Source organism: Streptomyces sp. NPDC005820 (assembly GCF_040630255.1).
In the GTDB taxonomy this organism is placed as follows: domain Bacteria; phylum Actinomycetota; class Actinomycetes; order Streptomycetales; family Streptomycetaceae; genus Streptomyces.
The window spans coordinates 114,572-138,581 of sequence record NZ_JBEXXE010000021.1 but is presented as its reverse complement, the minus strand read 5'-3'; the positions used below and the strand labels follow the sequence as shown (position 1 = coordinate 138,581).

Genomic DNA, 24,010 nt, shown 5'->3' with positions numbered 1-24,010 from the left:
GCTTCGGCCGGCGCCGAAGAATCGGGTCCCTAGCCTGCCCGTATGACCCCCTTCGCCGCACTCCATCACGCCGGCCCCCCGCTCCTGCTGCCCAACGCCTGGGACCACGCCTCCGCGCTGGCCCTGGCCGGACTGGGTTTCCCGGCGATCGGAACGACGAGTCTGGCCGTCGCCGCGGCCGCCGGTCTGCCCGACGGGGAGTCGGCGACCCGTGACGAGACCCTCCGCCTCGCCCTCGTCCTCGGCTCGCAGCCGTTCCTTCTCTCCGTGGACGCGGAGGACGGATTCAGCGAAGACCCGGACGAGGTGGGGGAGTTCGCGCGGCGGCTCGCCGCCGTGGGAGCGGTCGGCGTCAACCTGGAGGACGCGCTCGGGCCCGCCGACCGGCACGCCGCGAAGATCTCCGCCGTGAAGCGGGCCGCACCCGGCCTTTTCGTGAACGCCCGTACGGACACGTACTGGTTGGGCCGGAAAGCGGACGAAGGTGAGAGGTGGCGCGAGACCCTCACCCGCCTCGACGTCTACCAACAGGCGGGCGCGGACGGTGTGTTCGTCCCGGGGCTGACCGATCCGGCGCGGATCGCCGACCTCGCAGCCCGCCTCGACGCGCCCCTGAACGTCCTCTTCTCACCGGCCGGCCCGACCGTCCCGCGACTCGCCGGGCTCGGGGTGCGCCGGGTCAGTCTGGGCTCGCTGCTGTACCGGCGGGCGCTCGGCGCCGCGCTGGAGGCGGTGACCGAGATCCGCGCCGGCCGCGCGCCCGAGGGGAGGACACCGTCGTACGGCGAGGTCCAGACCCTCGGCACCCCCGACCCGCCGGAGTGACTCCCCGGCGCTCAGGCCTCCCCGGCGGCCTCCCTCGGCCAGTGCGTCAGGGCCGTGTGCAGCGCCTCGATCGCCTTCTCCCACGACCGCTGTACGTCCCGGGGCGCGCCGAACGATCCACCGGCCTCCAGCGCGCAGTAGCCGTGGAAGGTGCTGCGCAGCAGCCGGACGGCGTCGGTGAGGTCGGGTTCGGTGAGGCCGTAGGCGCGGAGCATGCCGTGGGTGATCTCGGCGGTGCGGCGCATCGCGGCGGAGTCGACGGCGACGTCCTGGTCGATACGGATCTGCGCGGCCGCGTACCGCCCGGGGTGCTGGAGGGCGTACTCGCGGTAGGCCCCGGCGAACGCGGCGAGCGCGTCCTTGCCGGCGAGCCCGGCGACGGCCGGCGCGATCCGGTCGATCATCTCGCCGCCGACGAACAGGGCGAGCCGGGTCCGCAGGTCCTTGAGGTTCCTGACGTGGGAGTACAGGCTCGCGTCCTTGACGCCGAAGCGCCGGGCCAGCGCCGAGAGGGTGACGGCGTCGGAGCCGGCCTCGTCGGCCAGTTCGGCGGCGGCCGCGACCAGACGGTCGGCGGTGAGGCCGGCTCGGGGCATGGGGTCCGCCTTGGGTGCTCGGGCCTGGACAGGTCGGGAGCGATCCTAGAGGAGGCCGGTCCCCGTCACCCGAAGGCCGACGGCCGACCGCTCAAGCTCCTTTTCCCGTGGGCGAGTTGACTCCCGGGCATTGTGAGACGACACTCTCACGTCATGGATGCGGGCAACCGTCTGGGCGATGTCGAGGTCACCGATCCCAAGGCCATGCGGGCGCTCGCGCACCCGGTGCGGCTGGCCGTCCTGGAGCGGCTGCAGCGGCACGGGCCCGCCACGGCCACCCAGCTCTCCCCGCACGTCGGCGCGACCCCCTCCGTGACCAGCTGGCATCTGCGCCACCTCGCCGGCTTCGGGCTGGTCCGGGACGCCGAGGCCGGGACGGACCGGCGGGAGCGGCGCTGGGAGTCGGTGGGCCCGGGCTTCCGGTTCCGGGCGCCCGAGGACGAGGAGGGCCGCTCGGCCGCACGGGTCCTGGCCGCGGAGATGTTCGCGCGGACCGCCGAACTCCCGCTGCGCTGGCTCACCGGGACAGAACCGGACCTGGAGCCGGAATGGGCGGCCTTGGCGGGCGGGCTGAACAGCCGGATCGTCGTCACCGCCGAGGAACTGGCCGGGCTGCAGGAAGCCGTCGAGGAACTCCTCGCGCCGTACGTCGCCCGCAAGGGGGAGCGGTGGCCGCCCGGGAGCCGGGGCGTGCGGGTCATCACGTACACACTCCCCGAGGGCGCCGCGGAGTGAGGGCGGGCCGGGGCTCGTTGTGGCGTGACCGCCGGTTCCTGCGGTTCTGGGCCGGTCAGACCGTCTCCCAGTGCGGCGACCGGGTCTCCGACCTGGCGCTGCCGCTGATCGCGGTGGGCGCGCTGCACGCCTCCGCCGCCGAGGTGGCCTGGCTGACGGCGCTCGTCTGGGTGCCGAACCTGTTCGGGCTGTTCCTGGGCGCCTGGGTCGACCGGCGTCCCGGCAAACGCCGGCTCATGATCGGCACCGATCTGGTGCGCGCCGCGCTGCTGCTCACCCTGCCGGTCGCGGCGCTCCTGGACGTGCTCACCCTGGGCCACCTGTACGCGGTGGCGGCACTGAGCGGGGCCGCGGCGGTGGTGTTCGGGGCGGCGTACCAGAGCTTCTTCGCCCACCTCGTGCCGCAGACCTCGTACCTCGACGCCAACAGCAAGCTCGCCGCGAGCCGTTCGGTGTCCTTCGTGGCCGGTCCCGCCCTGGGCGGCGGCCTCGTCCAGCTGCTGACCGCGCCCGTCGCCGTCGCGGCCGACTGTCTGTCCTTCCTGGCGTCGGCGCTGCTGCTGCGGCCGGTCCGCGTCGACGAACCGGCGCCCGCCGACCCCGACGGGCCGTCCCTGCCGCGGCTCGCCCGGGAGGGGTTCGCCTTCGTCCTGCGTCAGCCGGTGCTGCGGGCGAGCCTCGGCTGTTCGGCGACCGTCAACTTCTTCACCTTCCTGACCGGCACCGGCCTGCTGGTGCTGTTCGCCGACCGTGAGCTGGGGCTGTCGCCGGCCGCGACCGGACTGGCCTTCGGGGCGGGGGCGCTCGGGGCGCTCCTCGGGGCGGTGACCGCGCCCGCGCTGTCCCGGCGGATCGGCCTAGGCCGCAGCATCGCGGTGGGCGCCGTCCTGTTCCCGGCGCCCCTCGCGCTGCTCTGGGCCGCCCAGGGGCCGCTCCTCGCCCGCGCCGCGGTGCTGGCGGCCTCCTGGTTCCTCGCCTCGTTCGGCGTCATGATCTTCGACGTCAACCTCAACTCGCTGGACACGGCGGTGACTCCGGACGGCCTCAGGGGCCGGGTCATCGGCGCGTACAGCACGGTCAACTACGGGGTGCGGCCCGTGGGCGCCCTGGTCGGCGGCGGACTCGCCACCGCCGTGGGCCTGCGGGCGGCCTTCACCGTGGCCGCCGTCGGCGGCGCGCTGTCGGTGCTGTGGCTCCTGCGCTCACCGATCCCGGGCATCCGCGACCTGGACGACCTCCCGCAGCCCGAGCGGGCGGCCGGTGTCACCCTGCCGGAGCCCGCGCCGGTCACGCGTTCGGATTGAGACCGTTCGACAGCCCCGTGTACGCCGGCTTCGCCGCGTAGCTCTCGTTGTACGGCAGGGCCGCCCCGTATCCGCTGAACGTGCCCGGCACCCACGAGTACTTGTCGGTGACGCCCCACAGCGTGACCCCGGCGCACCGCGCCACACCGAGGCAGTTCTCGCTCGCCGTCTTGTAGTCGGTGGACTGCTGGGCGAGTTCGGCGGAGGAGGCGGGCAGCGGGATACGGATGTCGAGTTCGGTGACCGACACTTCCAGGCCGAGGTCGGAGAACCGCTTCAGGTTCGCCTTCATCGACGACGGCAGCTTGCCCACCTCGAAGTGCGACTGGAAACCGACGCCGTGCAACGGCACGCCCTGCGCGAGGAGTTGCTTCGCCAGCGCGTACAGGGCGTCGCTCTTGGCGTTGTCCGCCTCGATGTTGTAGTCGTTGATGTACAGCTTCGCGGCGGGATCGGCGGCGTGCGCCCACTTCAGCGCGTTGGCGATGTAACCGGTGCCGAGCTTGTCCTGCCACAGCGAACCACGCATCGAACCGTCCTCGTTGAACGCCTCGTTGACCACGTCCCAGGCGTACACCTTGCCCTTGTAGCGGCCGGCCTCGGTGTCGATGTGGCTCTTGAGGATGGAGTTCAGCTCGGTCGCGGAGAAGTTGCCGTTCTTCAGCCAGGACGGCAACTGCGCGTACCAGACGAGTGTGTGGCCCCGTACGCCCTGGTTGTGCGCGGCGGCGTGCGCCACCAGCCGGTCGGCGGCGGCCCAGTTGAAGCTGCCCCGGCTCGGCTCGACCGCGTCCCACTTCATCGCGTTCTCCGCCGTCACCGAGTTGAACTCCCGGTCCAGGACGGCGGTGTACGACGCGTCGGACGTCAGCGGCGTGTCCCCGACCGCCGCGCCGATCCTCACGCCGCGCCCGTCGGCGTACCCGCGCAGGGTGGTGGCGGCCGAGGCCTCGGGCGTCAGATGCGGCAGCGCGACGGCCGCGGCGGCGACGAGCGCGCCCGCGACGGTGAGCGGGACGGGACGCAGGATGCGGCGCCGGCGGCGGTGGTTCACCGGGGTGTGGGGCACGGTGCCTCCTCGGGGTGGGGGGAGCGGCGATGGGGGTGCTTCCCCTCCTGGTCGCCGCCGACGGCCGTAAGGTTGCCGGGGAACCGGCGGGCGGAGGGGGACGGGTGGCGTACCGGGCGCGCAGCGGCCGCACACGGCGGACCGCTCCGAACGGTGGCGAGCGACCCCTGTGGCGGCAGCGCGACTTCGGGATCTTCTGGGCCGCGCAGACCCTGTCCTTCCTCGGGGACTCCTTCGCGCTGGTCGCCCTGCCCCTGCTGGTCCTGCAGGCCACCGGCTCGCTCGCCCGGATGGGCCTGCTCACGGCGGTCGGCGGCGCCGCCTCGGTCCTCGCGGCCGTGTTCGCGGGCACGGTCGTGGACCGGGTCGACCGGCGGCGTCTGCTCATCGTCTGCGACCTGGTCCGGATGGTGCTCTACGGGCTGATCCCGCTGGTGTGGCTCGCCGGACCGCGGATCTGGCTGCTGTACACCGTGCTGCCCGTGTGCGAGGCCGTGGGCATGCTGTTCGCGGTCGGCTATGTCACGGTGGTCCGCGGTCTGGTCGGCACCGCGCAGCTCACCGAGGCCAACGGCCGCCTGAACGCGACCGCCGCCACGGCCGGCATCCTCGGGCCCCTGTGCGCCGGTCTGCTCGCCGGCCGGGCCGGGCCGGCCGCCGCGGTCGGCGTGGACGCGGCCAGCTTCGGCGTCTCGGCCGCCTGCCTGGCCGCCGTACGGATCCGGCGGCGGCCCGCGGACGAGGAGCCGGCGGAACGGGCCGGGCTGTGGCGGGATCTGCGGGCCGGGGTGGCGTTCCTGTACGGCCATCCGGTGCTGCGGGCGCTGACCGGCCTCCTCTTCGTCTTCAGCTTCCTCACCCTCGGCCTCAACGACCTGGTCGTCTACCACCTCAAGTACGACCTCGGCCACGACGACGGCACGGTCGGCACCGTCATGGCGGTCGGCGCTCTCGGCACCGTCGCGGGGTCCCTGCTCGTCGCCCGGGTCCGCCGCAGGCTGGGCTTCGGACCGACCTGGACGGCGGCGGTCGCCGTGAGCGGCCTCGCCGTCGCGGGCCTCGGCCGGGCCCGGGACGTGCCCGTCGTCGGCGCCCTCGCCGCCGTCTTCCTGGCCTGCGTGGCCGTGGCCGGCACCTGCTCGTTGTCGCTGCGCCAGGAGGTCACCCCCGAACCCCTGCTGGGCCGGGTCACCTCCGCGTTCTGGACCCTCCAGTACGCGGCGGCGCCCGTCGGCGCGGCCGTGCTGACCTGGACGGCGGAACACCACGGCACGGCCCCCGTGGCCCTGGCGGCGGGCGCGGCCTGCGTCCTGCTCGCCGGGGTCGCCCTGCTGACGCCGGTGCGCCGGGCCGGGCGGCGGTGACCGGTCACCGCCGCGCCGGGACCGTTCACCCCGTCCGTCTCCGCGCGGGCAGCCCCGTCGCGGGGAGAAGCGCCAGCGCGAGCAGGGCGGCGGCCACCAGACAGGCGGTGCGGAAACCCGCCGGATCCAGGCCCGCCGAGCCCAGGACCACGGACACGAGGGCCGTGCCGGCCGACGCGCTCACCTGCGCGTTGATGCTCAGCGCCGTGGACGCCGCGGCCAGCCGCTCCTTCGGCAGGTCGCGGCTCGCCGTCGTCATCGTCGGCATCAGCACCATCCCGGCGCCCACCCCCAGCATCACCGTGGCGGCGACCGGCCGCCAGGCGGGCACGTCCTCCAGTCCGAACTGCAGGCCCGTCAGCGCCATCCCGAGGGCGCCCACGGCGATCCCGGCCCGGATCAGCCGCCGCGGCGACACCTTGTCGACGCTCCGCGCCGCGACCTGCATGGTCGTACCGACCGCGAGCCCGACCGGCACCCCCAGCAGCCCCGTCCCCGTCGGGCTCCAGCCGCGCACCTGCTGCCAGTACACCGGCCCGAGCAGCATCGACCCGAAGTAGCCGCAGCTGAACAGCGCCAGGACGGCGACACTCACGCCGAACGTGCGGTCGGCCAGCAGCCGCAGATCCAGCAGCGGGTGCCGTACCGACAGCGCCCGCCCCGTGAAACCGGTGATCAGGGCCGCTCCCGCCACCGCGGGCACCAGGGCGGCCGGTGCGGTGAAGTCGCCCCGCTCACCGCCGTGCGCCAGCCCGAACAGCAGCAGCGCGAGGCCCGGGGAGAGCATCAGCAGACCGGGCACGTCGAGCCGGGGCGCGGGCGCGGCGCCACGGGGCGGGTCCGGGCGCAGCAGCTTCGCCGCGAGCACCGACGCCACCGCTCCGACGGGCAGGTTGACCAGGAAGATCCAGCGCCAGGACAGCGCGTCGAGCAGCCAGCCGCCGAGCACCGGGCCGGCCACCGGGCCGACCAGGACCGGCAGCCCGAGCAGGGCCATCGTGCGGCCGTAGCGCTCCCGGTCGGCGACCCCCATCGCCATCGCCATGCCGACGGGCATCAACAGGCCGCCGCCGAGCCCCTGCACGGCCCGGAACACGATCAGGCTCACCATGTCCCAGGCGCAGGCGGCGAGCAGCGACCCGAGGGTGAACAGAACGAGCGCGAGGAGATACGTGCGTCTCGCGCCGAGGCGTGCCATCGCCCAGGCGGCGGTCGGAACGACGGCGGCCAGCGCCAGCGTGTACGCCGTGACCGTCCACTGGGTCGTCTCCAGCGGGGCGTGGAACGCCTCCGACAGGCTGCGCAGCGCGACGTTGACGATCGTGGTGTCGAGCACCGACATCACCGAGCCGATCACGACGACGAGGAGCGTGCGGTTCAGGACGGCTGCGGAATCGGTTCCCGGTGCGGTGTCCACGGCCCGTGCCGTTGTCATGCCGTCCGCCCCTCAGCCCTGGTAGGGATGGACTCGTCGGGCCGCCCGCAAAGCCCGGCCCCACCAGGTGAGTTGGCCGAGCATGCCCTTGGCCGCGCCCTCGCAGACGGCGGCGTCCCGGGGGCGGCCGTCCTCGCCGAGCCCGGACCACGGACCGTGCAGACTGACCGCGTCGCGTACGGTCGTGGCGTGCAACTCGGCGAAGACCAGCCGGAGTTGCTCCACCGCCCGCACTCCGCCGGCGAGTCCGCCGTACGAGACGAAACCGACCGGCTTGGCCTGCCACTGTGCGTGGTGCCAGTCGATGAAGTTCTTCAGCGCGGCCGGGAAGCTGTGGTTGTACTCGGGTGTGACGATCACGAAGGCGTCGGCGGCCGTCAGCCGCGGTGACACGTCCGCGAGCGCGGCCGCGGCCCCGGGGCTCGGCGCCGCGCCCCAGCCCGGCATGACCAGGGGCAGGTCGACGTCCGCGAGGTCGATGACGTCGAGGTCCAGGCCGTCGTGGGCGGCCGCGGCGCCGAGGAACCACTCGGCCACCCCACGGCCCTGACGGCCCTCGCGGACACTGCCGACGACGACGGCGACCCGTAAGGGGGTCTCGTCCTGGGTGGCGGCACTGGCGGCGGTGTTGACGGGCATACGTGTCCCCCTTGTTCTCCCGGTGACCCCTCAGGGGGCGGGACGGCCGTTCCGTACGGCCTCACGTCCTGAAAACTACAACGAGCGTTGTAGAAATTACAACGCTCGTTGTTATTCGCCGCCGGGTGCGTGAGGATGGGGGGCAGGTGAGGACGGGAGGAGACGCGGTGGGCGGCACCAACGACGCGTGGATGGACGCGGCGCGACGGGACTACTCGCCCCGGAAACTGGAGAAGTGGGTCGCGATGGCGGGCGCGGCCTGCACGGTCTTCGGGCGGGAGGGGTACGCGCGTGCCTCGGTCGACGCGCTCGCCGCCGAGGCCGGAGTCTCGACGCGCACCCTCTACAACCACTTCCCCGGCGGCAAGGCGCAACTGTTCCGCACGGTCGTCACCTGGACGTCCGGCGAGGTCAAGGACGCCCAGATCGCCCGGCTGCACGCCGTACTCGCCCCCGGGCGACCGCCCCGCCCCGAGGACCTGGAACGCGATCTCGTCGCCCTCGCCCGGAGTTTCGTCGACCTCATGGAGGACTACCCGAACCACTTCGCGCTGGTCCGGCACATCCACGCCGAGGCCGACCATGTGCCGCCGGAAGTGCTCGAGGCCTGGCGGGACGCCGGCCCGGGCCCGGCCGGCCAGGCCCTCGCCGAGGCGCTGGCGGGCCTGGCCGAGGCCGGGCTGCTCGACCTGCGCGGCGACGCCCCCCTCGCCGCCGCGCACTTCATGGCCCTGGTCTCGCACACCCTCACCCAACGGTCCCACTACGGGGTGCTGCCGCTGCCCAAGGAGGAGACGGAACGCCTGGTCACCGGGGGTGTCGCGGCGTTCGTCCGGGCCTATCGGATGCCGTGGGGCCCTCCGTCAGCCGTTCACCCCGGTGTACTTCCCGAGGCTCCACCGCCACAGCAGCCGTGAGCCCAGATACGCCAGGACGCCCAGCAGGGGGGAGGCCGCGGCCAGCCAGTAGGGGACGCCGGTGTCGTGGCCGTGGCCGGTGAGGACGGCGGCCGGGAAGTAGGCGACGAACGCGAGCGGAAGGCCGTAGGTCAGCAGACCGCCGACCGCCCGCGGCAGCACGTTCAGCGGGTAGCTGCCGAAGGTGCCGAGGAGTTCCTCCAGCCAGCCGCTCCAGTAGTCGGCGGCCGGGAAGCGCAGCGCGGCGCAGGCCACCGCCGTGAACAGCGCCGCCTCCAGCAGCATGCCGCCCACCACCGCCGCGACCAGATACGAGATCCGGCCCGCCGACCAGTCCAGATGACTGCGGCTGAGCGCACCCGCCATCAGGCCCGTGGCCACGGTCAGATCCCCGATGGCGTTGGTCGGGAAGTAGGCGAGCTGGACCTGCCGGTGCACCGGCATGGGGCGCAGCAGATAGATGTCGATCTTCCCTTCCTGGATCTGCCGGCCGATGAAGTGCACCCGCCCCAGCAGCAGCACCATCAGACCGTGCGCGACCATCCGGATTGCCGGGATCAGCAGCACCTCCGAGCTGTCCCAGCCGCCCATCCCGGTGAACCGGGACAGCAGCACGGTCGCGAACACGATCACCGACACCTGCCAGATCGCGCCGATCGCGATGTTCAGCAGGAACTCGGTGCGGTACTCCATCGAGGAACGGATGTTGAGCAGCGTGATGCGCCACACGATGCGCAGGGCCTTCACCGACACCTCAGCCTCCCTGCGAGATCACACGCCGCGCGGCCTGCCGCCACACCCACCGGGTGAACAGCGCCAGCACGACCACCCAGCCGGCCTGCAGGGCCAACTGGGCCGGGGCATCGGACAGTTCGATCCGTCCGATGTAGATCGACAGCGGCACGCTCAGCGTCGCCTGGAACGGCAGGAAGCCGCTCAGCCTGATGAACCAGTCCGGGAAGAACCACAGCGGCGCGTACACCCCGGACAACAGGTTCTGCGCGAAGATCAGGATCAGCATCGCGGAGTTGTTGCGGATGGTGAAGAAGCACAGCTGGTCCAGGATCAGCATCACGTAGTACAGCACCAGCTGGCCGAGCAGCAGACTGACCGCGAACACCCCCGCCACGGCCGCCGACCCGGGCGGGTCGATCACCCCGGCCGCCAGACACACCGCGTATCCGGCGAGCGCCCACGCGAAGCCGTACAACTGCTCGCCGAACGCGCGCAGCGCGTAGTACCGCTGGGGCGGCAGCGGGCGCAGATACCAGTAGACGATGGTGCCGTAGTGCATGTGCTGGATCACGCTGTCCCGGCCGGCGAACTGGTCCAACTGCCGGATACGGGAGGCGAGTACGGCCAGGACGGCGTACGTGACCGCCTGCCCCTCGTCGAGTCCGGCGGTGGTGCCGCTGCGGGAGTACAGGCCGTGCCACAGGGAGGCCACCAGCACCACCTGCACGGTCAGCCGGAGCAGGACGGCCGTCATCCGGGGCGGGGCGTACAGCTCTCCCAGCGGGGTGACGCGCGCCGTGCGCCAGGCGGGCACGGCCGCCATCACACCGCCTCCGCATGACTGTAGGCGGCCCGCATCACGTCCTCCAGATCGGCCTCGTCCAGCGCGATGTCGGTCACCTCGTACCGCTCGATGACCGCCTTCAGCGCCTGGTGCACGGTCGGCGCGGCGGACCCGTCCGGCCCGAACACCACCCGCGCGCCCTCGCGCCGGACCACCGCGATCCCCGGCAGCGCCCCGACCTGGGCCTGCGGGTCGGTGAGCGTGGCCCGCACCTGCCAGGTGGAGCCGAACGTACGGCGGATCTCGTCGAGGGTGCCGTCCAGCACCAGCCGGCCGTGGTTGACCAGCACCACCCGCTCCGCGAGCCGCTCGACCTCCGTCATGTCGTGCGTGGTCAACAGGACGGTACGGCCCCGCTGTTCGACCTGGTACCGCAGGAACTCACGGACCTGCTCCTTGACCACCACGTCCATGCCGATGGTGGGTTCGTCGAGGAACACGACCGGCGGATCGTGCAGCAGCGCCGCCGCCAGATCGCAGCGCACCCGCTGACCGAGGGAGAGATGCCGGACCCGGGTGTCCCAGAAGGAGGACAGCGCGAGGAGGTCGTCGAACTCCGCGAGCCGCGCGCTGTGTTCGGCCTTCGGCACCTCGTAGATGTCCCGGAGGATCGTGAACGACTCACGGACCGGCAGGTCCCACCACAGCTGGGTGCGCTGCCCGAACACCGCCCCGATGTTGCGGGCGTTGCGCTCCCGGTCCTCGTACGGCACCACCCCCGCGACCCGGGCCTCGCCGGAACTGGGGGTGAGGATGCCGGTGAGCATCTTGATGGTGGTCGACTTGCCGGCGCCGTTCGGGCCGAGCAGGGCGAGGAGTTCGCCCGAGTCCACGTCGAAGGTGATGTCGCTGACCGCGTGTTTGGCCACCCGTTCCGGGTCGACCAGGGACCGCAGGGCTCCGGCGAAGCCCGGGCGGCGGACGGTGGTGTGGAAGGTGCGGGACAGACCGCGCACCTGGATGGTGCCGCTCACTTGTTCAACCTCCAGTGAAGCGCGGCCGGCCGACGGGAGGCCGGCACGGCCGCGGGAGAGGTCCTCACATTCTCGGAATGTCGATCAAATGGTCAATCGATTAATCGATCGCGGACTGTCGATCGCGGACTGTCGACCGCAGACCGTCGACCGCGGACTGTCGACCGACGGTCACCCGGTGGTCGTGAACACGAACGAGAACTCGGCCGGCGCCGCGTTCAGGAAGTACTGCGGCAGGGGGCCAGGTCCGCACGACTGGGAGCCGAGACCGTGCTGGCCGTGGTCGAGGTTGACCCAGACGGTGTCGCCCGGCGTGAGATCGGTGCGGTGCCGGGCGGCGTCCAGTTGTTCGCTCGTCCAGCGGCGGGCGGTGAACCAGAACTCCGGCGCGCCCTCGATGCGCAGCCCGCCGAGCTCCGCCCAGCGGACGTCGGCGCGGGCGCCGTTCTCCTGCGGACGGACGTAGGGGGTCTGCATACGATCCACCGTCGACTGCCAACGGCCTACCGTCGACGCCATCCTGCTGTCCGGATACGCCTCACCGGGACCGCCGCCGTACCAGGTCACGGCGTCCGCCTCGGCCAGTCCGAAGCGCACGCCGAGCCGGGGCAGGGGCACGGTCCAGTCGCCCTCGGGGGTGACGGCGACGGTCAGCTGTAGGCGGTCGCCGTCCGACTGCCAGGTGTATACCGTCGACAGCCCCACCTCGCGGGCCGCCGGCGCCACCCGCGTCCGCACCCTCAGCGTGTCCTCGCCGATCTCCACCGCGTCCAGCCGGTGCCGCATCCGGTGCAGCCCCAGCTCGCGCCAGAGCGTGCTGAAGCGGACCTTGGACTGCCAGTCCGTGCCGTCGTCGTTGTCGGTGGTCGCCCGCCACACGTCCAGGCGCAGACCGGTCACCGCCACCGGGCCGATGGCGCGCAGGTCGCCCGTGCGGGCGTCGAAGACGGCCGGGCCCAGGGTGACGGTCCGTCCCTCCATCACCGGGCCGACGGTCGCGGCGACGGACGGCGCGAGACGGGCCGCGACGGGCAGCCGGCCCCGGGCCACCTCATGGCCGGCGGCCGCCCAGGTGCTGTCCTCGGCCAGTACGGCAAGGACCGTCCAGCCGGTCTCCGCGTCGGCCGGGACGCCCGCCGGGGGCTGCGGCAGCTTCATGTCCGCCGACTCGCCCGCCGCGAGCGCGGGCACCGCCAGCGTCCCCGACGCGACGGTCTCGCCCTCGGCCTCGAAGGACCAGGTGAAGGCCAGCGCCGACAGATCGGCGAAGTCCTGCTTGTTGGTCACGCGGACCGTGCCGTCGCCGGAGCCCTCGATGCCGACCGGCTCGATCACCTTCTTGAACTCGGCGAGGCCGGGGGAGGGGGTCCGGTCGGGCAGGACCAGGCCGTCGCAGACGAAGTTCCCGTCGTGCAGTTCCTCGCCGAAGTCGCCGCCGTAGGCGTAGCCGAGTGCGGGGTGCTCGATGCCGTGGTCGATCCACTCCCAGACGAAGCCGCCCTGGACCCGGTCGTGCGCCTCGAAGATCCGCTGGTAGTCGGCGAGTCCGCCCGGCCCGTTGCCCATGGCGTGGGCGTACTCGCACAGGATGAAGGGCAGGCCGCGCCGTTTGAGGGTGCCGCCGTCCCGTTCGCGGCCGATGCGCTCGACCTCCTCGTGGGAGGCGTACATCCGGGAGTACATGTCGGTGTCGCGGCAGTTCCAGTCGCCCTCGTAGTGCACGAGACGGGAGGTGTCGCGGGCGTGGATCCACTCGGCCATCGCGGTCAGTCCGCGGCCGGTGCCGGCCTCGTTGCCGAGGGACCAGATCACCACCGACGGATGGTTCTTGTCGCGTTCGACCATACGGGCGGCGCGGTCCAGGAGGGCCGGGGTCCAGCGGTCGTCGTCGACGGGGTTGTCCCGCCAGTCCTGCTCGACGAAGCCGTGGGTCTCCAGATCGCACTCGTCGATCACCCACAGCCCGTACTCGTCGCACAGGTCGAGGAAGGCGGGATGGGGCGGGTAGTGGGAGGTGCGGACGGCGTTGACGTTGTGCCGCTTCATCAGCAGCACGTCCTCGCGCATGGTCCGAAGGTCCAGGGCGCGGCCCCGCCGCGGGTGCCACTCGTGCCGGTTGACGCCCTTGAAGAGGACGGGCCTGCCGTTGACCTTGATCAGTCCGTCGGCCAGTTCCACCGTGCGGAAGCCGATCCGCAGCGGCACCCGCTCGCCCTCGGTCGTGAGGACGCCGTCGTACAGCCGGGGCGTCTCCGCCGTCCAGGGCCGGACCGGGACGGTGACCGGCTCTCCGGTCGCGACATCGATGTCGAGGGCGGGCACGGTCACCCGCCCGTCGACGTCGGAGTCGACGCGCAGGGTGCCCTCGCCCGTGACATGGTCGTAGGAGGCGTGCACGAAGAAGTCGCGCGCGGCGCCCGCCGGCCGGTGCAGCAGGGTCACGTCACGGAAGATGCCCGGGAGCCACCACTGGTCCTGGTCCTCCAGGTAGGAGCCAGACGACCACTGGTGGACGCGCACCGCCAGTACATTGCCGACAGTCTTCAGCAGACGGCCGACCGCGAACTCGTGCGCCAGCCGCGACCCCTTGAACTCGCCGAGCTCGGTCCCGTTCAGCCACACCCGGGCGCAGGACTCGACCCCGTCGAACCGGAGGACCGCGTCGCCCTCCGACAGTCCGGGCCAGTCCGCCGGCAGGTCGAAGACCCGCAGATGGTCGCCGGTCGGGTTCTCGGTCGGCACCCGGGGCGGGTCGACCGGGAACGGGTAGAGGTGGTTGGTGTAGATCGGCGAACCGAAGGCGCCCTCACCCTGAAGGACCCAGTGGCCGGGGACCGTGACCTCGGCCCAGTCCCCGGCGTCGTACCCCTCCTCGGCGAACGCGTCGTCCTCGGCGTCCGCCGTCGGCGACAGACGGAAGCGCCAACTTCCGTTGAGGGAGAGGGACTTCGCGTCCGAGGACGTGTACCAGGCGCGGGGCGCGAGCGCCCCGCTGCCCGGCGACACGTCCTCGACGTAGTCGACGGCCGTCGCACTGCCGGTAGTACCGGTAGTACCGGTGGTGCTGGTGGTGCCGGTGGTGCGGAAGGACATCTGTCTCCTAGATCAGCCCTTGATGCCGGTCTGTGCGATCCCCTGCACCAGCCAGCGCTGGAGGAAGAGGAACACGAGCAGCAGGGGCAGGATGGAAATGGCGGTGGCCATGAAGATCAGGTGGTAGTTGACGGTCTGGTTCGTCATGTACGACGACAGCGCGACCTGCACCGTCCACGCGCTCGGGTCCTGGCCGATCACCAGGGGCCACAGGAAGGAGTTCCATCCGTTGATGAAGGTGATCGTCGCGATCGCGGCGAAGAAGTTCAGCGAGTTCGGTACGACGACGCGCCAGTACGCGCCCCAGTAACCGAGCCCGTCCACCCGTGCCGCCTCCTCCAGCTCCTTGGGGAACCCCAGGAAGTACTGCCGGAAGAGGAAGCAGGTGAAACCACTGAAGAGGCCCGGGACGATGAGACCTTGGTAACTGTCCACCCAGCCGAGGGACGACACCAGCACGAAGTTCGGCACGAAGGTCACGGCCGTCGGCACCATCAGGGTGACCAGCACGGCGTAGAAGACCTTGTTGGCGTGCCGGTACGGGATGCGGGCGAGCCCGTAGCCGGCGAGCGAGCACACCAGGAGGATGCCCGAGGTGTGCAGGACGGCGACGACCACGGAGTTCCACATGGCGTGGGCGAAGTCCACCGTGGCGTCGTCGAACGGCTCGGTGATGTTGCCCCACTGGATGTCGGTGGGGAGCCACTTCCAGTTCTCGCCCGTGATCTCCTGGTCCGTCATCAGCGCGTTGCGGGTGATCAGATAGAAGGGGATCAGGAAGAGCAGCGCGGCGATGCCGGTCGCGACGTACAGGCCGGTGTTGCCGATGACCCCGCCGCCACGCCTGGCCTTGGCCGGTGTGGTGGCGGCCTTCTTGATGTCGGGTGCTGTGGTGGTCACTTGGACTCCTCACCCCTTCCGAAGCCCATGATCTTGCCTTGCAGCAGCGTGACGAGGCAGATGAGCAGGGTCAGCACGACCGCGCCCGCGCTGCCCGCGCCGTAGTTCTGGTTCTCGCCCAGCGCCATCTTGTACAGCTCGACCAGCGGCGGCTGGCCCCAGGTGGTCTTGGAGAGCAGGTTGTAGAACTCGTCGAAGGCCTGGTAGGCGGCGACGAGCAGCAGCAGGATCACCGCGGTGGAGGTGGCCCGCAGCTGGGGCAGCGTGATGTACCGGAAGGTCTGCCAGCCCGGCTTGGCGCCGTCGATGGCGGCGGCCTCGTACAGCTCCTGCGGGATGTTCTGCAGCGCCGCCAGGAACAGGATCATGTAGAAGCCGGACTGGAGCCACAGCCGGACGGTCACGATGACCAGCCAGTACCAGGGCGGATCGGGGTTGGCCAGCCAGGCGATGTTCTCGACGCCGAACCAGCCGAGGATGGTGTTGGCCAGGCCGAAGCGGACGCCGTTGAAGATCGACATCTTCCAGATCAGCGCGGCGGCGACATAGCTGCACGCGGTCGGCAGGAAGAACACCGACCGGAAGAACGCCCGCATGAACCGCAGCCGGTTCACCAGCAGCGCCAGGCCCAGCGAGAGGGCCCAGGTGGCGGGGACGATGAACGCGGCGAACACGGTGAAGGTGACGAGGGAGTTGCGGAAGTCCGTGTCCGTGAGGATCTGCTTGTAGTTGGCGAAGCCGACGAACTCGCTCGGCGTGACCGTGAAGCGTGCCTCGAAGAAGCTGAGGTACATGCTCCAGACGATCGGCACGAAGACGAAGATCACCAGGCCGATCAGGAACGGCCCGGTGAAGAGCCAGAAGTTGAAGGTGCTGCTCGCCCGCAGGCCCCGCCGGGGCCGGGTCGTTGCGACCTCGGCCGGGGCGGGCTGGGCGACCTTGCGTGGGGTGGCGGTCGACATGGCGTGATCCGTCCGGCGGCTTAACCGAACAGCTTCTTGAGCTCGGCGTCGACCTTCTTCTCGGCGGCGGCGAGCTGGGCCTTCGGGTCGCCGTCCTTACGGACGGAGTTGGCCATCACGTCGTTGATCGAGGAGATCATGGCCTGGGTCCAGCCGATGTTGTCGAAGTGGCCGAACTCGTTGAAGAGCTTCACGCCCTCGGCCGGCAGGCCGGACTTCAGCTTGGTCGCGGACTGGGCGATCGAGGTGCGCGGCGGGATGTGGAAGCCGTAGGAGGTGGCGAAGTCCTCCTGGTACTGCTTCTGCTCGATCCACAGCCACTTGACGTACTCCTTGGCCGCCTCGACGTTGTCGCCCTTGGCGTTGACGAACATCGACCAACCGCCGTTGGTGACCGACTGCTTGCCGGCGGAACCGACCTTCGGGAAGGGGAAGATGCCGATGTCGTCGCCGAGCGCCTGCTGCATGGTCGGCATGGCCCACATGCCGCACCACTGGATCGCGGTCAGGCCCTGGGTGAAGGCCGACGGGTCCCACCAGTCGGCGGGGGCGTCGAGGAGCAGGTTGCCGCTGGTGAACAGGGACCGCAGCTGCTTGAGACCCTCCGCGACCGCGTCGGTGTTGAAGGCGACCTTGTTGTCGTCGGTGAGGGTGTCCGCGCCGGCCGACCAGATCAGCGGGCTCTGCACCGGCGTGATGTCGTTGCCGAGGAAGGCGCCCTTGACCTTGCTGGTCTTGAGCTTGGCGGCGGCCTCGATCAGCTCCTCCAGGGTCTGCGGCACCTCGATCTTCGCCTTCTCGAACAGCGAGGGCCGGTAGAAGAAGAACTGCGGGTCGTCGATCATCCGGACGCCGTAGATCTTCCCGTCGACCGTGTGCGACTTGATGTCGGCCGGGTTGAAGTCGTCCTTGACCGGCTCGATGATGTCGGTCAGGTCCGCCACCTGACCGCTCTTGACGAGCTGGATCTGCGGGTGGAACTCGAAGACGTCCGGCGCGTTCTTGGTGAGCAGCGCGGGGAAGAGCTTCTGCTCGAACTGGGAACCGGTGATCCACTGGGTGGTCACGTTGGCGCCCTTGTAGGCCTTGGCGTACCGCTTGACGGCCTGCTCGACGCCCGCCTCGCCGTACGCGTGGAAGTACTGCACGAGGTTCTTGCCCGAGCCGCTGCTCCCGCCGCGACCGTTGTTGCCGCCGCAGGCGGCCAGCGTGCCGGCGGCGGCCATGCCCGCGGCGGCCCGGAAGAGAGAACGACGGGACCAGTTGTTGCTCATTGCCGACATGCTGACGTCCTTGTCTCGAAGTACGGCTACGGCTCGGTGGATCGGCGTCAGGTGGCTCAATTCCTGTCGCGGAGCGGGACGTTAACCTTCGGCTAAGGCTTCGGCAAGGGGTTGGACGAAGTCTGTTCGAAGCGTTGTGATCGGTTCGGGATGGCGAACGGGCAGCGTCCCGGGCGGGCCGTCGGACGGGGGTGTAGAGCGCCCGTGAATGGGTAACGCGTGCGCGGAAAGGGGGGTTGAGGGCCGCCGGTGTCAGGGGCCGGCGGCCCTCGGCTCAGGAGGCGGGTGCGGTGCGGCTGCGGACCGGGTGGGCGCGCTTGGTGCTGCGCTGTCCGACGCTCTGCAGCGCCCCTTCCAGCGCGAACGTCGCCGCCCCCAGGCAGACGGGGTCGGTGGGGATCGTGGACAGGACGATCCGGCTGGCGGCCAGCGGCCGTTTCAGCGCGTGCCGGGCGACGGCCTCGCGCACCTCCTCCAGGAGGGGTTCGCCGAGCCGGGCCGCGACCCAGCTGCTCAGCACGACCACCTCGGGATTGAGCACGTTGACCAGGACGGCGACAGCGGCGCCCAGGTAACGGGCCGTGTCCCGGACGACCTTGACGGCCACCTGCTCCCTCGCCGCGACCCCGGCGGCCAGCGCGTCGATGGTGGCGGTCTGGTCGCCCGGATGCAGCAGGGGGCTCTGCGGGCTGAGTTCGCGCAGATTCTGCATGATCCCGAGCGCGCCGACGTATGTCTCCACACAGCCGTGATTGCCGCAGCGGCACAGCCGGCCGTCGAGCACGAGCGTGGTGTGCCCCCACTCGCCCGCGCTGTTGCTGACGCCCCGGTGCAGCCCGCCGCCCAGGACGAGACCGGCGCCCACGCCCGTGCCGAGGTTCACCACGACCGCGTCGCCGTGGCCGCGCGCCGCCCCGAACCACAGCTCGGCGACCGCGCTGGCCCGCAGCGGATTGTCCAAGTACAGGGGATACGCGATGTGTTCGGAGAGCAGCTCGAGCAACGGCACGTCGTGCCAGTCCCAGTTGGGCGCGTACTCGGCGATGCCGGTGTCCCGGTCCACCTGCCCCGGCACGCTCACCCCGACCCCGAGCACCCGTGCCGCGTCCACCCCGGCCTGCGCGACGACCGAGCCGACGGCCGCCGTGACATGGCCGACCACCTGCTCGGGGCGGCTCTCGCCGGGGCGGATGTTCTCCTCGGCGCGGGCCAGCACGTTCAGCGCCAGGTCGAACAGCTCGACATGGACGTACGTCTCCGCGATGTCGACGCCGATCAACGCGCCCCCCGACGCGTTGACGGCCACGAGGCCCCGGGGGCGGCCGCCCGCCGAGTCCTCGAACCCGACCTCCGTGATCATGCGGAGGTCGAGCAGCTCACCGACGAGTGTGGCGACCGTGGCGAGGGACAGTCCGGTCGCGGCCGCCAGCTCCTGCCGGGAGGTGGGCGAGGAGGCGATGATCTGACGCAGCACCTCGTAGCGGTTCGCGGTGCGGATGTCCCGTGACGTGCCGCGCTTCATCGAGCTCCCTTCGCCACCGGCACCGAGGCCGGTAGCGGCGACGGCACCGGCGCGGCGACAGGCTATGGCGTGCCAGGACGTTCGACAAGGGGTTAGGAAAGGGGCTTTATAAAGTCCGGCGCGCCTTGGTGCGTGGGTGGCGCGTTCAGGTCCCCAGGACGTCCCGCACGAAGGCGTTGGCGAACTTCCCGGCGGGGTCCAGGTCCCGCGCGAGGGCGGCGAACTCCTCGACCCGGGGATAGCGTTCGCGCAGGGCGGCGGCCGGGATCTCGAACACCTTTCCCCAGTGCGGTCGAGGGGAGAAGGGTTCCAGCGCGGCCTCCACCTCCCGCACCACCGGCAGGACGGCCGGCGTGTCGGCGATCCAGGTGAAGTGCACGGCGACCGTGTCCCGGCCGTACGCCGGGCTCAGCCACTGGTCGTCGGCGGACACCGTCCGCACTTCGCAGGTCTGCAGGACACGGGCGACCGTCTGCCGGATACCGTCGATCGCATACAGTATTCCGTCGGCCGCCGACCGCGGCAGCAGATACTCGCTCTGCAGCTCCTCCCCGCTGCTCGGCGTGAACTCCGCCCGGAAGTGCGGCAGCCGCTCGTGCCACGGCCCCGGCACCCCGAACTGCTCGGTGCAGTTGACCGCGGGCATCCCCGGCACCGGATGCAGCGCCTCGGTGGCGGGCGCGGCCCACGGGAACGCGGCGAGGGGTTCGTCGCTGCGCCGCTTCAGCCACACCTGCCTGAAGCCCGGCGCACCCCAGTCGGTGAACAGGCTCACGCTGTACGCCGCCCCCGCCACCGCCTCGAAGTCCAGTCCGTCCAGGGGGAGTTCGGTGAACAGGTGCTGCTCGACCCGGTAGCCGGGCTCCAGGTCCAGGGTGAGGGCGGTGACCACGCCGAGCGCGCCCAGGGAGGTCACGGCCCCGCCGAAGCGTGCGTCGTCGCGGCCGATCACGACGGTCGAGCCGTCCGCCGTGACGATCTCCACCTCGCGTACCGCCGAGGCGAGGGAGCCGTTGCGGACCCCCGACCCATGGGTGCCGGTGGCCACCGAACCGGCCACCGAGATGTGCGGCAGGGAGGCCATGTTCGGCAGGGCGAGCCCGTGCTCGTGGACCCGCCGGGCCAGGGCCGCGTACCGCACGCCGCCGCCGACCCGCACGGTGCGGCCCGCCGTGTCCACGTCGATCTCGGCCGGCAGGGCGTCCAGCGACAGCAGCACCCCGTCGGCGCCCGGCTCGGCGATCCGGTTGAAGGAGTGCCCGCTGCCCAGCGCCCGCACCCGCCCGCTGCCCGCCACGAGCGCGCGCAGCGCGTCGAGCGAGTCCGGCCGGTGCAGCTCACCGGCGGCGAAGACGATGTTGCCCGCCCAGTTCCGCCACGGCGGACTCCCCGCCGATGCGACGCGCGCGGCCTCTGGGCGCCCGGCCCCGGAGCGCCCGTCCCCACCGTCCTCCGGCGCGTCCTGTCCCGCCCCGTCCTGTCCCGCGTTCTGTCCCGCCCCGTCCGTCACGGTTCCGCCCATGCGACTGCCCGCCCTTTCGAGGTGATCGAGAACCCGGAAATACCCAGGTCGAACCTACCTTGCCCGCAACACGAGACCCCCCGCCCCCGCCCCCGCGTCGCCATGGGCATACCGTGAGGAGTCGTACGCCTGAGCCGGGAGGAGAGACGGATGGGCAGCCGTACCGCGCTGGTCGAGGATCTGATGGAGCGGTTTCCGCATGTGCCGCGGGAGGCCGTCTTCAAGGAGGACCTGCTGCGCGGGGGAGTGGCCTTCGACCCCTCCGCCCTCAGCGACAACGAGTCGGGCGAGGTCAAGCCGAAGTCGTACTTCATCTTCTCCTTCGACCACGGCACCCTGCCCGAGCTCGGCGAGGCCGCGCTGCGCAGGCCGCCCGAGGAGATCATCCTGACCGGTGGGCCGTACGACCTGAGGCGCACGGTCGTGTCCGTCCGGGTGAACCCGGCCTCGCCCTACCGGGTCGCGGCCGACGACGAGGGCCTGCTCGGGCTCTACCTCGACGGCAAGCGCATCGCGGACGTCGGTGTGCCGCCCATGCCGGAGTACTACCGGCACAAGCTGTCCAACGGGAAGTCGGTGATGGAGGTCGCCCCCACCATCCAGTGGGGTTATCTCATCTATCTGACGGTCTTCCGGGTGTGCCAGTACTTCGGCGCCAAGGAGGAGTGCCAGTACTGCGACATCAACCACAACTGGCGACAGCACAAGGCCGCCGGCCGACCGTATACCGGCGTCAAGGACGTCGAGGAGGTGCTGGAGGCCCTCGAGATCATCGACAAGTACGACACCGCGAAGGCGTCCACCGCCTACACCCTCACCGGCGGCGCCATCACCAAGACGGTCTCCGGGCGCGACGAGGCCGACTTCTACGGCCACTACGCCAAGGCCATCGAGGAGCGCTTCCCGGGCCGCTGGATCGGCAAGGTCGTCGCCCAGGCGCTGCCGCGCGACGACGTGCAGCGGTTCAAGGACTACGGCGTGCAGATCTACCACCCCAACTACGAGGTGTGGGACGAGTACCTCTTCAAGATGTACTGCCCGGGCAAGGAGCGTTACGTCGGCCGCGACGAGTGGCACAGGCGGATCCTCGACTCCGCCGAGGTGTTCGGCGCGCGCAACGTCATCCCCAACTTCGTGGCGGGCGTGGAGATGGCCGAGCCGTTCGGCTTCACCACCGTCGACGAGGCGATCGCGTCGACCACCGAGGGCCTGCGCTTCTTCATGTCACAGGGCATCACCCCGCGCTTCACCACCTGGTGCCCGGAGCCGACCACCCCGCTCGGCAAGGCCAACCCGCACGGCGCGCCGCTGGAGTACCACATCCGTCTTCTGGAGGCCTACCGGTCCACGATGGACGAGTTCGGGCTGTCCTCGCCCCCCGGCTACGGCCCGCCCGGACCGGGGCGCGCGGTGTTCTCCGTGAGTTCCTTCATGGACAGTCTTCCGGCGCGGGAGGCGACGGCCGTATAGTCCCGGCACCGCAGTCGGGTGAAGAGTTCGAAACGGCATTGAGCACAGAGGGGCCCGCGTCCGTACTCCAGGGCGGAGAAGGGGCGCGGTCGCCTGTCAGGACGTCCTTACATGACATCTGAACAGGGCGCTTGTCAGTTGTGTGAGAAACGTGAAATCCTCGGTGCCTGCCGCGAGGTTCCCCCCAACTCCTTTGCCGTCATGGTGAGTTGACCTCGCATTTGGATGCAGGAGACAAATGCCCGACCTGCCGACCCCGAAGGACGCCACGGAGGCCGCGCTGTTCTCCGAGTGCTGGGACGCCGTCCTGTCGTACGCGGACCTGTGCACGTCCGGCTCGACCGCGGCCAACCAGCTGGCCCGCGAGGCGTTCGCGCTCGGCATACACGAGGCCCGCGCCGCCGAGGACGGTACCGCACGAGGTGCCGGCCGCCGCTCGTCCCGGCTGCCCCGGATCCCCCTGCTGCTGACCGCCGTACGCAACACCGCGGCCGCCTGGGAGGCCGAGGGCCAGGGCCACAAACTCGACCCCGATCTGCGGCTCTGGCTCAACTCGGACAAGGCCTGGCGCTACACCGGCCCGCCGCTGAGCCGCCCCATCGCCCTGCGCGGACTGCGCGACATGGGCGAGTCGGACGCCACCCTGCTGTGGCTGGCGGAGGTGGAGGCGCTTCCGCTGCGCTCCGTCGTCCGCCGCCAGGGCCTCGACCCGGACGCCTCCGTCGAGGAACTGAACGCGGTCCGCGGCCTGTTCCGCGACCGCTGCCACCGCAATCACCTCGACACGCCGATGAGCGCGGAGTGCCGCTCCTACGTCCGGCTGCTCGACGCCGTCACCCGCTCGCCCGGCGCCGACACCCCCGACGACCTCTCCCGGCACCTCGCCACCTGCGTGGAGTGCGCCGAGGCCGCCGCCTGTCTGCGGCTGCACGGCGGCGGGCTGCCCGCCGCGCTCGCCGGCGGTGTCGTCGGCTGGGGCGGCCTCGCCTACCTGGAGCGCAGGCGCCGCGCCGCCGAGGTGCGCCTCGGCGCCGGACGCCTCGACGCGCCGGACACCGAGGGCCAGGCGGAGCGGGCCGCCGCCCACAAGGCGCGCCTGAGGCGCCATGGGCTGCTCGCCGCCGCCGTCCTGGTCTCGGGGCTGGCGCTCGCCGCGTCGCTGATGCCGTTCGGCGGCGACAACGGCACCGACGCCGGCGCGCAGAACTCCCCCACGGACACCACCCCGGTGGCCGGCCCCGGCTCCACCGTGCCGTCCGTCGGCACGCCCGCGACCTCCGCCGTGCCGAAGTCGGCGTCCCCGTCGCCGTCCGGCGGCGACACCCCGGACGCCGGCGCGAAGGGCGACGAGAAGCCCGACCCCGAACCCCAGGGCACCTCCTCGGCCACCGCCGGCACCGGCGGCGGCGAGACCGGCGGCGCCGCCGTCTGCGAGGTCCGCTACGACCTCGTCAACCAGTGGCCCGACGGCTTCCAGGCCAGCGTCACCTTCACCTCGCCCACCGCCCTGGACTCCTGGCGGGTCGCCTGGTCCTTCACGGACGGGCAGCACGTCGACCAGATGTGGGACGCGAGCGTCGCCCAGCAGGGCTCCCGGGTCACCGCGACCGCCGCCGACTACAACCGCTCCGTCACCGCGGGCTCCACCGTCACCTTCGGTTTCCTCGCCTCCTGGCAGGACACCAACACGGCGCCGTCCGGCTTCACGCTCAACGGCCAGGAGTGCACGGACTCCTGAGCGCCCGTCCACCGGAGAAGCGCAGGAGAAAACAAGTGGCGTTCTCCGTCGGGCGCCCCTAGCCTGACGGAGTCGTACGGGAG

The 24,010-nt window shown here is 71.5% G+C and carries 20 protein-coding genes; 7 read left to right on the top strand and 13 right to left on the bottom strand.

What is annotated here, in order from left to right; translation table 11 throughout:
* The first annotated feature begins 42 nt into the window (after positions 1 to 42).
* A complete protein-coding gene (locus ABZ464_RS25955) occupies positions 43 to 825 on the top strand; it encodes an isocitrate lyase/phosphoenolpyruvate mutase family protein (RefSeq protein WP_359280208.1) in 783 nt (260 codons plus the stop codon).
* An 11-nt stretch (positions 826 to 836) separates the two neighbouring features.
* Here ABZ464_RS25955 and ABZ464_RS25950 read toward each other — a convergent pair whose 3' ends face one another.
* Positions 837 to 1,421 (bottom strand): TetR-like C-terminal domain-containing protein, encoded by a 585-nt coding sequence (locus ABZ464_RS25950; RefSeq protein ID WP_359280207.1) that lies wholly within the window; start codon positions 1,419 to 1,421, stop codon positions 837 to 839.
* Between the two features lie 153 nt (positions 1,422 to 1,574).
* Here ABZ464_RS25950 and ABZ464_RS25945 point away from each other — a divergent pair, with 153 nt between their 5' ends.
* Entirely contained in the window at positions 1,575 to 2,156 is a 582-nt protein-coding gene (locus ABZ464_RS25945) for a helix-turn-helix domain-containing protein (protein ID WP_359280206.1), read from the top strand.
* Positions 2,153 to 3,460: an MFS transporter gene (locus ABZ464_RS25940; RefSeq protein ID WP_359280204.1), complete on the top strand. Its 1,308-nt coding sequence runs from the start codon at positions 2,153 to 2,155 to the stop codon at positions 3,458 to 3,460. The genes ABZ464_RS25945 and ABZ464_RS25940 overlap by 4 nt, the downstream gene beginning before the upstream one ends.
* On the opposite strand, the gene ABZ464_RS25935 is transcribed toward ABZ464_RS25940, so the two are convergent.
* A complete protein-coding gene (locus ABZ464_RS25935; RefSeq protein WP_359280203.1) occupies positions 3,444 to 4,529 on the bottom strand; it encodes an endo-1,4-beta-xylanase in 1,086 nt (361 codons plus the stop codon). The two genes, ABZ464_RS25940 and ABZ464_RS25935, sit on opposite strands and share 17 nt — an antisense overlap.
* 29 nt (positions 4,530 to 4,558) lie before the next feature.
* On the opposite strand from ABZ464_RS25935, the gene ABZ464_RS25930 reads away from it, so the two are divergent.
* Positions 4,559 to 5,893, top strand: a complete 1,335-nt coding sequence (locus ABZ464_RS25930; RefSeq protein WP_359280201.1) for an MFS transporter — start codon at positions 4,559 to 4,561, stop codon at positions 5,891 to 5,893.
* A 25-nt stretch (positions 5,894 to 5,918) separates the two neighbouring features.
* On the opposite strand, the gene ABZ464_RS25925 is transcribed toward ABZ464_RS25930, so the two are convergent.
* Both ABZ464_RS25925 and ABZ464_RS25920 read right to left on the bottom strand, forming a co-directional pair.
* Complete coding sequence (locus ABZ464_RS25925; RefSeq protein ID WP_359280199.1) at positions 5,919 to 7,328, bottom strand: DHA2 family efflux MFS transporter permease subunit; 1,410 nt, start codon at positions 7,326 to 7,328, stop codon at positions 5,919 to 5,921.
* Positions 7,329 to 7,340: 12 nt separating this feature from the next.
* A complete protein-coding gene (locus ABZ464_RS25920; RefSeq protein ID WP_359280198.1) occupies positions 7,341 to 7,967 on the bottom strand; it encodes an NAD(P)H-dependent oxidoreductase in 627 nt (208 codons plus the stop codon).
* A 146-nt stretch (positions 7,968 to 8,113) separates the two neighbouring features.
* Here ABZ464_RS25920 and ABZ464_RS25915 point away from each other — a divergent pair, with 146 nt between their 5' ends.
* The gene (locus ABZ464_RS25915) at positions 8,114 to 8,884 is read left to right on the top strand and encodes a TetR/AcrR family transcriptional regulator (RefSeq protein ID WP_359280197.1); all 771 of its coding nucleotides are present in this window, start codon (positions 8,114 to 8,116) and stop codon (positions 8,882 to 8,884) included.
* Here the strand turns inward: ABZ464_RS25915 and ABZ464_RS25910 are convergent.
* From ABZ464_RS25910 to ABZ464_RS25870, 9 genes are all read right to left on the bottom strand, one after another.
* A complete protein-coding gene (locus ABZ464_RS25910; RefSeq protein WP_359280275.1) occupies positions 8,831 to 9,631 on the bottom strand; it encodes an ABC-2 family transporter protein in 801 nt (266 codons plus the stop codon). The two genes, ABZ464_RS25915 and ABZ464_RS25910, sit on opposite strands and share 54 nt — an antisense overlap.
* Before the next feature lie 7 nt (positions 9,632 to 9,638).
* Positions 9,639 to 10,442, bottom strand: coding sequence for an ABC-2 family transporter protein (locus tag ABZ464_RS25905; protein ID WP_359280196.1), 804 nt, complete (start codon positions 10,440 to 10,442; stop codon positions 9,639 to 9,641).
* A complete protein-coding gene (locus ABZ464_RS25900; RefSeq protein WP_359280194.1) occupies positions 10,442 to 11,437 on the bottom strand; it encodes an ATP-binding cassette domain-containing protein in 996 nt (331 codons plus the stop codon). The genes ABZ464_RS25905 and ABZ464_RS25900 overlap by 1 nt, the downstream gene beginning before the upstream one ends.
* Before the next feature lie 171 nt (positions 11,438 to 11,608).
* Entirely contained in the window at positions 11,609 to 14,530 is a 2,922-nt protein-coding gene (locus ABZ464_RS25895) for a glycoside hydrolase family 2 TIM barrel-domain containing protein (protein WP_359280192.1), read from the bottom strand.
* Between the two features lie 12 nt (positions 14,531 to 14,542).
* Complete coding sequence (locus ABZ464_RS25890) at positions 14,543 to 15,430, bottom strand: carbohydrate ABC transporter permease (protein WP_359280190.1); 888 nt, start codon at positions 15,428 to 15,430, stop codon at positions 14,543 to 14,545.
* Positions 15,427 to 16,392 carry a sugar ABC transporter permease gene (locus ABZ464_RS25885; RefSeq protein WP_359280188.1) on the bottom strand — a complete coding sequence of 322 codons (966 nt, stop codon included), beginning with the start codon at positions 16,390 to 16,392 and terminating at the stop codon, positions 15,427 to 15,429. The genes ABZ464_RS25890 and ABZ464_RS25885 overlap by 4 nt, the downstream gene beginning before the upstream one ends.
* Positions 16,393 to 16,412: 20 nt before the next feature.
* A complete protein-coding gene (locus tag ABZ464_RS25880; protein WP_359280186.1) occupies positions 16,413 to 17,675 on the bottom strand; it encodes a sugar ABC transporter substrate-binding protein in 1,263 nt (420 codons plus the stop codon).
* Positions 17,676 to 17,949: 274 nt separating this feature from the next.
* Entirely contained in the window at positions 17,950 to 19,197 is a 1,248-nt protein-coding gene (locus tag ABZ464_RS25875) for an ROK family protein (RefSeq protein ID WP_359280184.1), read from the bottom strand.
* Between the two features lie 145 nt (positions 19,198 to 19,342).
* The gene (locus ABZ464_RS25870; protein WP_359280182.1) at positions 19,343 to 20,719 is read right to left on the bottom strand and encodes an FAD-binding protein; all 1,377 of its coding nucleotides are present in this window, start codon (positions 20,717 to 20,719) and stop codon (positions 19,343 to 19,345) included.
* Positions 20,720 to 20,869: 150 nt separating this feature from the next.
* Here ABZ464_RS25870 and ABZ464_RS25865 point away from each other — a divergent pair, with 150 nt between their 5' ends.
* Positions 20,870 to 22,189 (top strand): radical SAM protein, encoded by a 1,320-nt coding sequence (locus ABZ464_RS25865; RefSeq protein WP_359280180.1) that lies wholly within the window; start codon positions 20,870 to 20,872, stop codon positions 22,187 to 22,189.
* Between the two features lie 238 nt (positions 22,190 to 22,427).
* Positions 22,428 to 23,927 carry a cellulose-binding domain-containing protein gene (locus ABZ464_RS25860; RefSeq protein ID WP_359280178.1) on the top strand — a complete coding sequence of 500 codons (1,500 nt, stop codon included), beginning with the start codon at positions 22,428 to 22,430 and terminating at the stop codon, positions 23,925 to 23,927.
* Positions 23,928 to 24,010: the final 83 nt, after the last annotated feature.